Annotated in this window: 10 protein-coding genes; 8 read left to right on the plus strand and 2 right to left on the minus strand. The window is 45.0% G+C overall.

All coding sequences use genetic code 11. The features are described 5' to 3' along the window. Positions 1–372 precede the first annotated feature (372 nt). The 7 genes from ACUTVW_RS20675 (at position 373) to ACUTVW_RS20705 (ending at position 9,045) form a co-directional block, all read left to right on the plus strand. On the plus strand, positions 373–909 hold the full coding sequence (locus tag ACUTVW_RS20675; protein WP_445647512.1) for an RNA polymerase sigma factor: 537 nt from the start codon (positions 373–375) through the stop codon (positions 907–909). Further along, positions 893–2,020, plus strand: coding sequence for a DUF4179 domain-containing protein (locus ACUTVW_RS20680; RefSeq protein WP_445647513.1), 1,128 nt, complete (start codon positions 893–895; stop codon positions 2,018–2,020). The genes ACUTVW_RS20675 and ACUTVW_RS20680 overlap by 17 nt, the downstream gene beginning before the upstream one ends. A gap of 33 nt (positions 2,021–2,053) precedes the next feature. Further along, entirely contained in the window at positions 2,054–2,632 is a 579-nt protein-coding gene (locus ACUTVW_RS20685; protein WP_445647514.1) for a VanZ family protein, read from the plus strand. 202 nt (positions 2,633–2,834) lie between these two features. Further along, complete coding sequence (udk, locus tag ACUTVW_RS20690; RefSeq protein ID WP_154959850.1) at positions 2,835–3,467, plus strand: uridine kinase; 633 nt, start codon at positions 2,835–2,837, stop codon at positions 3,465–3,467. Between the two features lie 218 nt (positions 3,468–3,685). Further along, positions 3,686–4,015 (plus strand): chaperone CsaA, encoded by a 330-nt coding sequence (csaA, locus tag ACUTVW_RS20695; RefSeq protein WP_445647515.1) that lies wholly within the window; start codon positions 3,686–3,688, stop codon positions 4,013–4,015. 344 nt (positions 4,016–4,359) lie between these two features. Continuing rightward, entirely contained in the window at positions 4,360–5,640 is a 1,281-nt protein-coding gene (locus tag ACUTVW_RS20700; RefSeq protein ID WP_445647516.1) for an S-layer homology domain-containing protein, read from the plus strand. Positions 5,641–6,174: 534 nt separating this feature from the next. Next, complete coding sequence (locus tag ACUTVW_RS20705) at positions 6,175–9,045, plus strand: DUF5704 domain-containing protein (protein ID WP_445647517.1); 2,871 nt, start codon at positions 6,175–6,177, stop codon at positions 9,043–9,045. 281 nt (positions 9,046–9,326) lie between these two features. On the opposite strand, the gene ACUTVW_RS20710 is transcribed toward ACUTVW_RS20705, so the two are convergent. Continuing rightward, on the minus strand, positions 9,327–10,157 hold the full coding sequence (locus ACUTVW_RS20710; RefSeq protein WP_445647518.1) for an AraC family transcriptional regulator: 831 nt from the start codon (positions 10,155–10,157) through the stop codon (positions 9,327–9,329). Between the two features lie 228 nt (positions 10,158–10,385). Here ACUTVW_RS20710 and ACUTVW_RS20715 point away from each other — a divergent pair, with 228 nt between their 5' ends. Continuing rightward, on the plus strand, positions 10,386–11,684 hold the full coding sequence (locus ACUTVW_RS20715) for an alpha-glucosidase/alpha-galactosidase (protein ID WP_445647519.1): 1,299 nt from the start codon (positions 10,386–10,388) through the stop codon (positions 11,682–11,684). A gap of 161 nt (positions 11,685–11,845) precedes the next feature. Here ACUTVW_RS20715 and ytxJ read toward each other — a convergent pair whose 3' ends face one another. Then, positions 11,846–12,385, minus strand: a complete 540-nt coding sequence (gene ytxJ / locus ACUTVW_RS20720) for a bacillithiol system redox-active protein YtxJ (protein WP_445647520.1) — start codon at positions 12,383–12,385, stop codon at positions 11,846–11,848. Positions 12,386–12,492 lie beyond the last annotated feature (107 nt).

Raw genomic sequence — 12,492 nt, forward strand, 5'->3', positions numbered from 1 at the left:
CCGCATTACTTGAATCAACCCAGCTCCCCCATGAGCTTCTATATAAATGAACACCCGAATTATATAAACACCACAAACAGCACGTATCCGTCATGTTCTGACGATACGTGCTGTTTTTTTAATGTCCCAAGGAATTACAGCTCTGCCCCGTTCGTACGGATCACGTTCTGATTATTACTTCGCATGAAGGGAATCCGTTGCTCCGGAGCGTCTAACTTACCGAGTGTCTAACACGCTAAGCATCCTCGAATTTTCCCAAACCCCAAAATTAATGTGACCATCTGCCCTACCCGGCAGTCTAATCTATGTAAAACCGGCCAAGAGACGTTCTTAAAACACGATATACACCCGTTACGAAAGGAGCTGTCAACCATGGATTCACCCGATCTCGTCACACAGGCTATTCAGGGAGATCGTGAAGCCTTTATCCGGCTGATCCGAGAGATCGAAAATTCCCTATACAATACCGCCATATCCATGCTGCGCAAAGAGGAGGATGCCGCGGACGCGATTCAGGAAACGATCTTGAAAGCCTACAAATCCCTGCATACCCTTCGAGAACCGCAGTATTTCAAAACTTGGATGTTCCGCATTCTCATCAATGAGTGCAATACCTTGTTATCCCGCCGCTCTCTCTCCACTTCTTACGCAGAAGTGCCCGCAGAACATCAAGCACAATCCAGTCCATACGATGAGGTGGATATGCGAGAAGCGGTCGATCAGTTGGATGAAGCCAAACGCATTGTGATTGTACTGCACTACTTTGAAGATATGAGTCTGCGTCAAATTGCGGATACTCTGGGCCTGTCCGAAAGTGCTGTGAAAATGAGACTGATCCGGGCAAGGAAAGATCTATATCAGAAATTTAAAAACTTTCGGGAGGTAAAATTACATGTCGAACCCATTTAATCTCGATCAGAAATTAAAAGAACAAGCAAAGGAGCGTCCTGCCATGTCTGAAATCGTACGCAATCGCATTGATGCCACACTGGATTCCCTTCCTGAATCAGCTAGCCAAATGAATATGGAGTCGTTTCAGGCTCATCCGTCACGACGTGTTCATAAAGGACTACGCCGCACCGCGGGAGTCGCTGTCGCAGCAGGTGTGCTGGGCTTAACGGTATTTGCATCCGGTTTTGTCTCTCCAGCGATGGCTGACTCGTTGCGCAGCATTCCGCTCGTTGGCAGTCTCTTCAGCTCGATTGAAGCCGATATCGGTCTGAGAACGGCAGGCAACGAAGGTTTGACTACACCAGTGAACAGCTCTTTCACTTATCAGGATGTAAAATTCAAAGTATTAGAAACCGTCTATGACGGCACACGTGCGGCGTTTCTCGTTCATGTTACTGCACCTAATCTCAATCAGGGCATGTACGACAATGGCAAGGATATCGTGAAGCTGAGCAGTGGCGTTGAAAATGTATTTTTCGATGTGAACGGTTCTCGTCCAGATAGCGGTCTGTTCTATAGTTCAGCTGGGGCGAACGAGCCTGATACGCTGCTTTTTGAACAGGTCATTCCTGCAGATCACACGGGCGCCATCCCGGATCAGTTCGAGGCTAAGGTGAAGTTGACGTTGCAAGGTATTGATCATGAGTTCGAATTGACCGTTCCGTTCACCAAATCTACAACGGACACTCACAACATTCAGCCGAATAGTACGATAGAAAATGATCTGTACACGGTCACTTTGAACAAAGCCGAGGTCACACCCATTACGACTCGTCTAATTACTTCGATCGCGTTAAAAGGGAGCGAAACGTTAAGTAAAAAAGAAGAGAAACAGCTGCGTGATATCAGATTTGCTGTCTATGATGATCAAGGCCTACAATTGACCGCACTGAGCGGTGAAGGTATGTATGAAGCAAACCAGTTGAACTGGGAAAGCATCTATGCAACCACAGCTAAGGATTTAAAATACCTGGTTGTAAAACCTTTTAAGGTGAATGGTGATTTTGCCGAAGAGGTCAAAGACGATCAATTCATTAAGGGGATGGAAATGAAAGTCCAGCTGCCATAGCTCAATTTCATTTCTTTGCAGAGGGGTTATCGCATGTCCATTCAGTTTACCATTCCATCCTTTGTTATTCTTGTGCCGCTTTTTATTCTGACCCTGCTTACTCTGGCGATCCATGCCAGAGTGAGCAGGGTCAGATATACAGGCAGACAGTATATGTTGATGCTGACATTTGCTATATACATGCTGGGCATGATGCATTTTGTATTTTTCCCCATCGATGTGAACATCGGAATCTATGCTAACCAGACACCCTGGTATGCGAACATTCAATGGGTTCCGCTGCTGACTGCGGATGCGCCAAGCTTTCTTTTAAATATCGTGCTGTTTATGCCGCTGGGGTTCCTGCTTCCCCTTCTTAAACCTTCGGTTGATTTGATAGGTAAAGCTGCAAAGGTAGGCCTAACGTTAAGTTTAGTTATTGAACTATTGCAGCTGGTGATTCGAATTACGTTAGGTAACGGCCGCTCGACCGATATTAATGATCTGATAGCCAATACCACAGGAAGTGTGCTTGGGTTTATTATTCTTGGACTGCTTACACGCCTGCTCGGTCAGAACCTGGTTCTTCACTGGAAGATGCCAGGACACAAGTCGAATTCTCGGATGCGTTAGAATCATATATCTGGAAACGAGCATCCTCCTGAAAGGCAAAACATGGTCTGTTCCTTAAGATGAAAAAGTTAGCCAGCTGTGATACAATAAAGGAATTGTGTATTCGCAGACAGACATGCAGATCGCGCTCCAAAATCAAACATTTTGGGCACTGTTCATCGATTGATCATGCTGCCACTTTAGGGAGGTTTATGGAACAACCATGCTCATTATTGGTATCGCCGGAGGAACCGGCTCCGGCAAAACAACGGTAGCCCGCTCCGTTATTGAACGTCTGGGATCAGCTAAAGTTACTTTTATATCCCAAGACAACTATTACAAAGACCAGTCAGACCTCACACCAGAGCAACGCAGACTGACAAATTACGATCACCCGTTTGCTTTTGATAATGATCTGTTGATTGAGCATCTTACCCTGTTGAAAAAGGGCCAGCCAGCGTTTGCTCCCGTGTATGACTTCACCATAGATAACCGTGCTGCAGGCGAAACGATTGAGCTTGCGCCGAACCATATCATTATTGTCGAAGGGTTACATGTGCTGATTGATGAGCACCTTCGCACACTGCTGGATATCAAGGTATTTGTAGATACCGATTCCGATGTACGCATTCTGCGCAGAGTACTGCGGGACATGGAAGAGCGTGGGCGCTCGATCCAATCCGTATACAAACAGTATCTCGAAACGGTAAAACCGATGCATGATGCGTTTATCGAACCATCCAAGAAGTATGCGGACATCATTATCCCTGAGGGCGGGCATAATGAAGTTGGTATTCAGATGCTGTCCATTCTTACCGAGAAGTATCTCACGGGAGAAAACTGGAACAGATCATAATCAAAACTGCATAATGGCTTTTAGGGTATTTTTCTGAACATTTCTATGGAGAACTCCACTAGGGCATACTAAAGGAAATCCAGGTTACGATACAGCGTAATCTGGATTTTTATTTGTTCTGATGGAATGTTCCTTTATGATATAAGTTAAATTACATTACGTGTAAAAGAATAGTTAAAATATATAGATACCATAGTTGGTTGAAGGGAGTTAAGCTTATGTCTACTTTTGAAGATTTTATGCAACATGACATCCGCGTGGGTACCGTGGTGGAGGCCGAACCCTTCCTGAAAGCTCGTGTACCTGCCATTAAAATGAAAATTGATTTTGGCCCGCTCGGTGTAAAGAGTTCAAGTGCTCAGATCACCCGACGTTACACACCTGACGTGATGATCGGCAAACAAGTCGTTGCAGTCGTTAATTTCCCGCCTCGGCGAATTGCTGGTTTCATCTCTGAAGTCCTTGTGCTGGGCGGTGTGCCCGGTGATGGCGACGTGGTCCTGCTCTCTCCAGATCATCCGTTGCCGAATGGAGCGCCGATCGCCTGACTTATTTTTAGAATTTATTGCATATGGGGTTTTCAAATGTTGGAAAATGAAGTATCCTCTAAGTATTGAGAAATCAAGCTGAAATGAACCGAATATGTTTGAGAGACCTTAAAGCATAAGGCTATGAATCTACGGATTCGTAGCCTTTTTTTGTCTTTTTTGGAGGAAAACATAGGTCTGGAGCATTAGTTGAATAGCTTGATGTGGAGGGAGATCGTTGATAATTCATACCAAAAGCCTAGATATACATGGTAGAATATTGATTATTATTACAAATTTAGCATCCAGAATCCTAGTAAGTACATACCAGCAAAAACCTATTTCACACGAGAGGAGTTAGATTTATGAGAAAACAGATGATCTCCGCCTTAGCAACATTAGCTTTATTAACGGGAAGCATTGCAGGCTTTGCAGGAATGGGAGGATCTAGTTCAGTAGAAGCAGCGCAAGCTGCTAATACATTCAAAGATGTACCTGCATCCCACTGGGCATCCTCAGCAATTCATTCGGCAGTAGAGCAAGGTTATTTCAAGGGTTATGCAGACGGAACGTTCAAACCAGGTTCACCGGTGACCAAAGCTGAGATGGCTAGTATTTTGGCGCGTGTGGCGGACCAACCGGAGTTAAAGGACGCTGAACCGAATCATTTCACAGATGTGCCCGAATGGGCAAAAAGTGGTGTCTCTACAGCGATCGCCAAAGGATTTATCCACCCTTCCAACTACAAGGGCAAATTCAATGCTCAAGTTGCACTTGAGCGGGGCGAGATGGCGGACTGGCTGACACAAGGATTAAGTGTAGTGGATTCAGACTACGGACAAGCTCTTTCGGATGTGACCAACACCGTCATTCCTGCGAAGGAATATTTTACAGGCAAGCTGGCAGACTCGCAAAAAAATGCTGTCGCTGTTGCCCTTGGAACAGGGCTCATGAGCGTTGCGAATGATAAAACATTTGGCGTGAACCGCACCACAACCCGGGCAGAAGTTGCCGTGTTGATCGCCCGTTACGCGTCCGTTGCGAAAATAAAACCTGCCGACCTTCAAGGGCTGAAAGAACTGCGTCAGGTGGGATTGACGGGCACAAATTTGAGTGTGGTTGCGCCGAGGTATCAGAAACCAGGGCCTGAGAAATTCTCTGAATCGTATGATTACAACAAGATAACAGGTGATTTCTCAAGAATCCGAAATCAAGAATTTGTGACTGTAACAAATTATGCAGATGTGAAGATAAAAAATTGGATTGTTGTTAATCCATATGTGGAGGGAAATGCTCGAAGCATTTACTTTGATATTTTTGTTGAAGAAAAAAACAAACCTTTGCGAGGAGCTTATTACTCCTTTTCCGAGTTCGATATCAACATCAAGAAATCTATGACTCAATTGCAAGGTGGAAGTCTGATTAACTCTCCCACAATTAACACTTTAACTTCACCAAGCAACTCGGCTTTTAGAGATTATGGAGCCCAGCACATTAATGATTTCCTTGGCCCAAAAGGAGTATTTACTGTTAAAAACCCGAGCTATTGGGGGACTGGTTTATTACATTTTGATAAGGAACTTAGACCTGGGATCTTCATTACTCTAAAAGATGGAACTATTTATAGAGTAGCGCCTAATTACTAATTTGAATTTTAAGGATGATACATTATGTTTCTATCTTCTGAATTTAAAAAAACTTTTATAGTGACAATTATTTTAATATTGCTTCCTTTCTCCTCCTTTGATGTTTTTGCAGGAGGAGGCCCAGGAAACAAACCAATACTAGAGCCTACACGTTTTGAACCTTCTTCACCTGCGAAAACTCAAAAGAAAATAGTACCTGTAGAAGGAAAAGGATCTACAAATATTGGAGTATATATCTATCAATTAGATAATATGCGATGGAGAGTGGATGGGGAATGCAATGGTCAAACTTTAAGCAATAATCCCTCCACTAACAAACCTGATTCATCAGTTGTCTGTATCGATTTATCATTAGAAGCACCTAGCTATCAAGCTCAGGTCTATATGGATAAAAGTGACGAAGCATATCGTAGAAGTGACATCACCTCAGCTTCACTTTCTCCAAAATATATGGATAATACAGCTTATTACGAAGTCGGAAAACCAATATTGTTAAATGTCGATTCATTTACTGAAAGAAGAGCTAAATTTAATATGCAGATTGGTGGAAACATAGAACCAACCGCTCACAGACCCTATAATCCACCAAAATACTCTGCTGATTATATATTTTTTACAGACCTATACTGGTACGGAAATGCCGAAACCACTAAAGAAATTAACCTCTCCCCCGGGGGACAAATTCGTTTAAATCAAACCAAACAGCTTAATGCTACGGTTAAAACCAAAACGGGAGATGGCAGCTTTGGTGCAGAAACCAATGTAAACACTGGCAGCGGAGGAACGACCACCTGGGAGTCCTCCAATCCTTCGGTTGCCACCGTATCTCAATCAGGGCTGGTACAAGCGGTTAGCCGGGGGAGTACAAATATTACCGTTTTGTGGAAGAAAGATGGATTTCAATTAACGACCAGGACTACCATCGGTGTCGAACAGGAAACCGGAGGTGGTGACGATGGTGGCGGAGATCACGGCGGTGGTGGAGGCTGTACCCCAACGATCGGATTACCATCTGGAGGTACCACCCAGAATATGAGCGACCTTGATCCCAACGCTACAGGTGCAATAAGGTCAGATAACAGAGGGAATGAGACATTTAATGTATTAAAGGGAATTCCTACTTCCGAGTCACTCTACACCAATGCATTTGCGAATAATTATTTATTCAAACAAATCTGGACGAAAATGAGTGGCAAAGTTAGTTATGATTGTAACCTTACCATCTCCTATGACAGAGAATGGACCGTACCTGGACCGCAGGTCTGTAATGCCAAAGGATGCAGGGATGGCACACCTGTTCCTAGGAACGATACCGTGCCCAGACCTTACAGCTTCCAAATTACGCGGGACTACTCTTACTGGATCATCAGCAATCTTGAAGTGTACAAGATCGTCAAAGCTACGATGAAAAATTATGCATTGCCTGGCGAATCGATTACTATGAACCCTGTCGGTTATGTTCCACCTACACTGGAATCCAGAAATGATTCTGCCGTTGAACGTCATGTGAGACCAGGACAAACATCCTCCATCTCGTACACTCCATCTAAACTAACCGGTGGTTTGAACTCGCCCCCGGATGTACCAGATGATACAGCCTTGTTAAAGGGAATGGCGGAAGCAAATACACCACAAAGCACCGTAAAAAACGATCTGGTGAAGTTTAACAATGCAGTAATCATGAATGATACCGAATCAATCAAGGATGGCCCAGCGCCAACCAACATCCCGTCACCAACAACGATTGGACGGGATGTCCTGTACACATCCAATCATAGAATTAGCAACTCCCTGTTAAACAAAGCCAACACGGAAAGTTCCGGGCAAATCTATTATGAGCTGCTACCAGGTAAAGTGAACGGCGGAGCCGACAAAGTACTGCCGATCCAGGGTATCAACACCGTTACGGTGCATACCCCTGTCGTAAACTACGCATGGATATCGGACGATCAGCCGCATAATCAGAAAACGATACCTGACCCCATGCGTGCTGCACTCATTCTGGAGCGTCCATTCATTGTGCGTATCCCAACATACGGGCAGCACTTGGATGGATCAGGTTATCCCGGTTACGGTAATCGGGACTACGCCAAATATTTTCGAGTGAAACAGGTGTTATTCCCGTTTGATGTCTATACAGCAGATCGAACACAATTCATCCCAAGCAACACCTGGGTAAACGTTCCTGTTAACCAGTTGGATACTACGTTTTATCTACCGGTATGGGTAGACGAGGGGGAATATAACATTGATTTTCGCAACATAGCCGAGAATGCACCTGCAAACTTTACAGAGCAACCTGATGCCAACACCCATCTAATGCACCACGTGGCTAGCGACAAAATACCTGTCGATGTGATTGGCAGACTGTACGATTTTCATGTGACTGATGTATCCGACTATAACTGGGAAAATGTATTTCGCAACCAACCAGGTAGCCTGAAACCTACAGGCTATAGCTACTGGACCGGACTACAAAGCATTGACGGGGATCCCCGAGGGAACCTTGCTCCATTTGTATTGCCGATTAGACCTGGCAGTCATCCGGTACAAGGCTTTCGAAATGCCGCTGTAAAAACAGGTTATCACTTTAAGTTTGATCTAAAGACAAAGGGCAATATGTTTGGAAAACAGGACGGTATTCGAATAACCCCCACGTTTTCTTTTATAAGCAAGGACGGCTCCCGTCAGGATGTTGATCTGTATTACCATCGAGGGCAGGAACGTCTTATTCGTATTGGTTCGGTTCAGGATAGGGAGAAACGGTTTGTTGTTCTGAACTCACGCCTGCGTAATGTACCTGGCACAGAGCTGAGCGATTCGGCACACTACCAATACACGTATGAATTCTCATCAGACGAACGCAACCGTCTCACATTAGCAGAACATATGGTCAAGGTCGTCAACCAGATTTCACGCCAAAAAACATGGACAGGTCGTTATGACTGGATGATCCTGACGTCGCCGATTCGTACACTAATTGGACCCAAAACGAACATCCCATCCAGCGTCAACGTGGACAGAGCGAATGCCGCAATCCAGCGTTGGTACGGGGAATATAGTCTTCCGGCCGATGTGTACGCCGTTCCCAAAGGCATGAATCTCGAACCACTTGCCAGACAGAATAAGCTGGATGAATCATCTGATATCTTTTTGAAAAACGGATACATCGTCGTCAACTTTAATATAGAGAGTCTGCGCAATGGCAATACACAGGCACCGCATCTGCAATATATGCATGCTCCACTTATGAATCAGTGGCAATTAGAGGGCTTCAACCGCCCACCTGCATTCAATAACAGCACTACCAACAGTACCAGATGGCCATTGAAGGATGGCGATATTCTTTTTTATGATGCAGACCAGTCCAGCCGAAACGACTTTCAGTCTCAGGTGCCACATTAAGGATTGGAATTAAAAATTCAAAATTATGGAACATAAGATTAGGAACTATCCAAATCAAAATCAAATTCAAACCTCTATTTAAAAATAAACAACCAGACCATCCTCGTCTCATAAGGTAGGAAACATTAAAAGGGTGATCTGGAATGAATTCATCAAACGAACTCATTCCAGATCACCCTGTCTTTATAACTTTTGCTGTTACACTTCTGTACCAGTACAGCGGCATACGGAATAATGTTCAAACTTTTCTACCAAAATTTCATATCATAATATGCCTAATCTCACACTCTCGAAGCCTTGGGTGACACTCCTGTCACACGTTTGAACATTTTGGAAAAGAGTAACGGATCGGTGTACCCAACCGAGTGGGCTACTTCACTCACAGACAGCATAGGGTTACGAAGCAGCTCTGCAGCACGATTCATGCGATACTCCAGAAAAAAGGCTTGCAACGACTTGCCATACCGCTCTTTGAACAACCCCGATAAATACGTCCGATCCAGCCCGACAGCCTGTGCGATATCCAGAATGGAGGTACGCTGGCTGTACCGATTTTCCATAAACTGCACAGCCTGCCGAATATATGTCTCTTTCGCCGAAAGGAGCGGATTTTCTTCTTCTTTGATCGGCGAAGAAGCAATTAATGCTGCCATAAGCCGGTATAACAGACTTTGTTGCAGCACATCTCCTCCCAGAAGTGAGTTTGCTCCAGCTTGGAGCATCTCATCATATAAATGTGCCATGATTTCCATATCATAAGCAGTGAACACAGGGTGCTCCAGGCTTAGCTGCGCGCGCTGCATAAAAGCTTTGGCCTGTACCCCTCTGAAACCAAACCATGAATACGTCCAAGGCTCCTCGGCATCTGCTTCATAATGAATGACCGTGTCTGGTAAAATAACAAATCCCTGACCCTCGCTGAGACGATATTCCCGATCCCCCATATACACCGTGCCACGTCCTTCATGAATGTAATGCACGATATAGGAATCACGTACCCCCGGCCCCCAATAGTGGGCAGGATCACATGCCTCCCATCCATAAAATAACAAGACCAGCTCCATCTGCGTCCAACCCGCAGAAACCACATTCATTTCAACCTTCCGACTCATGTTCCCCCTCCTTTCGACAATGAGGTTAAAGGCATCTTCAAACCCATCTCACATATTCTCTCACGTACGGTTACATTAAATTATAACAGGTGTATTATGCAATTTGTTATTGAAAACGAAAACATAAATGGGATTATGCCATATTTGAGAGGGGTTGAACCATAGTGATATGAGCCTGTTCGGCCTATAGTTGGGGTACAACATTTTTTCGGGAAGGAAGAACTTGAGATGAAAAAAATTACGTTTCTCGGTGCAGGCAGCACCGTTTTTGTTAAAAATGTATTGGGTGATGTCATGATGACGGAGGCTTTGCAAGACTTTGAACTGGCCTTGTTTGATATCGATGCAGAGCGTTTAAGCGACTCGGAGCGCTTGTTAAACAGCTTGGCCAAATCACTGGGAAGCCGCTGTTCCATTAAGACATATCATGATCGCAAGGAAGCGCTGCGCGGAGCCAAATATGTCATCAATGCCATCCAGGTGGGCGGGTATGACCCGTGTACCATCACGGATTTTGAAATTCCGAAGAAATACGGTCTGCGTCAAACGATTGCGGATACCCTCGGCATTGGCGGTATTTTCCGTAACCTGCGTACCATCCCGGTAATGCTCGACTTCGCCAAGGATATGCAGGAAGTATGCCCGGATGCCTGGTTCCTGAACTACACGAACCCGATGGCCGTTCTCACCAACGTCATGAATGTGCATGGCGGGATCAAAACGATCGGTCTGTGTCACAGTGTACAAGTCTGCGTACCACATCTGTTTGATTCGCTGGGGATTGACCAGACTGGCGTTGTTGCCAAAATCGCCGGGATTAACCATATGGCATGGTTGCTGGAAGTGACAAAAGATGGCATCGATCTGTATCCTGAGATCAAACGTCTTGCGAGACAGAAACAGCAAGAGAAACATGACGACATGGTACGTTATGAACTGATGCATCGCTTCGGTTATTATGTTACAGAATCCTCTGAGCATAGTGCAGAGTATCATCCGTATTTCATCAAACGCAACTACCCGGAACTGATCGAACGCTTCAACATTCCACTGGATGAGTATCCACGCCGCTGCTTGGAACAAATCGCCGATTGGAAAGAAATGCGTGAAAAACTGTTTGCTAGCGAAAATATTCAGCATACACGCAGCCATGAATATGCTTCGCATATTATGGAAGCCATGGAGACGGATCGCCCATATAAAATTGGCGGTAACGTTATAAACAACGGACTCATCACCAACCTGCCACGCGAAGCTTGTGTTGAGGTTCCTTGTATGGTCGATGGTTCTGGCATTCACCCAACCTATATCGGTGACCTACCACCCCAACTGGCAGCGCTGAACCGCACCAACATTAACACCCAGTTGCTCACTATTGAAGCGGCGATCACAGGCAAAAAAGAGCATATCTATCATGCAGCTATGCTTGATCCGCATACTGCTGCCGAGTTGTCCATGGACGATATCGTGGCGATGTGCGACGATTTGATTGAAGCCCACGGCGACTGGTTGCCAAAATTCTCATAATATACAAAACGAGATCATGTAAACCGAGCACCGTTCCTTTGGAAATCAAAGGAGACGGTGCTCTTTTAATGTGCGTAAAAAGGCCCGCTCTTCTCAGCAATCAGCTGAAAAGAACGGGTTTATCGTAGAAGCATTTCAATCAAGGATGACAAACTTACAACTTACCCAAACAAATTCTGCGCCCACTGTGTCAGTCGTTTTTTAGTGATCTGACCATGTGAGGCGTGTTTGTTAACTCGCCCCTCATCGAGCAGAAGTACCTGCGGAGATTCATGGCGCACCTCAGTTTCTTCCGCGATGTGGCGAGATAACAGGCGGTTCTCGATGACTTTGACGATCCGATATTCCATCGTTTGTTTCGGATCGGATGCATTCGTACCGACAAAAGCCATAAACTCTCTATACGCTCGCGCACTGACGGGACATGTTGTGCTGTGTTTCAGCAGCAGTACCGGATGTTCCTGCGAACGGTGAAGTGCTTCTTGCCAATCCTCCAGTCTATGCAGTTCCAGAACATGCTCACTTAACATGTCATGTGAATCAGCACCTGCACGTTGACTGACTACGGAACCGATCACAACACCAAGAGCAGCGCCAAAAGCGATACCCAGTCCGATCTGCCCCGTAGCTGTACCAAAGCTTGCACCAAGTGCCACACCCACACCGAGCCAAAGTGCCTGATGATTTACTTTTTTCTCCACTAAAATCATCCTTTCTCTACATATGTATTTGATCTATATAAGTTAGATTTAATGGACACAAACATTATGATAAAAGAGTTCCCATCTATATATTTGGTTCAAATTAT

The sequence above is a fragment of the Paenibacillus sp. TSA_86.1 genome, assembly GCF_052691815.1.

What these genes read in the sequence shown, in the direction of transcription:
- ACUTVW_RS20675 (WP_445647512.1), top strand. Translation starts at nt 373, where the DNA reads ATGGATTCACCCGATCTCGTCACACAGGCTATTCAGGGAGATCGTGAA.
- ACUTVW_RS20680 (WP_445647513.1), top strand. Translation starts at nt 893, where the DNA reads ATGTCGAACCCATTTAATCTCGATCAGAAATTAAAAGAACAAGCAAAG.
- ACUTVW_RS20685 (WP_445647514.1), top strand. Translation starts at nt 2,054, where the DNA reads ATGTCCATTCAGTTTACCATTCCATCCTTTGTTATTCTTGTGCCGCTT.
- udk (WP_154959850.1), top strand. Translation starts at nt 2,835, where the DNA reads ATGCTCATTATTGGTATCGCCGGAGGAACCGGCTCCGGCAAAACAACG.
- csaA (WP_445647515.1), top strand. Translation starts at nt 3,686, where the DNA reads ATGTCTACTTTTGAAGATTTTATGCAACATGACATCCGCGTGGGTACC.
- ACUTVW_RS20700 (WP_445647516.1), top strand. Translation starts at nt 4,360, where the DNA reads ATGAGAAAACAGATGATCTCCGCCTTAGCAACATTAGCTTTATTAACG.
- ACUTVW_RS20705 (WP_445647517.1), top strand. Translation starts at nt 6,175, where the DNA reads ATGCAGATTGGTGGAAACATAGAACCAACCGCTCACAGACCCTATAAT.
- ACUTVW_RS20710 (WP_445647518.1), bottom strand. Translation starts at nt 10,157, where the DNA reads ATGAGTCGGAAGGTTGAAATGAATGTGGTTTCTGCGGGTTGGACGCAG.
- ACUTVW_RS20715 (WP_445647519.1), top strand. Translation starts at nt 10,386, where the DNA reads ATGAAAAAAATTACGTTTCTCGGTGCAGGCAGCACCGTTTTTGTTAAA.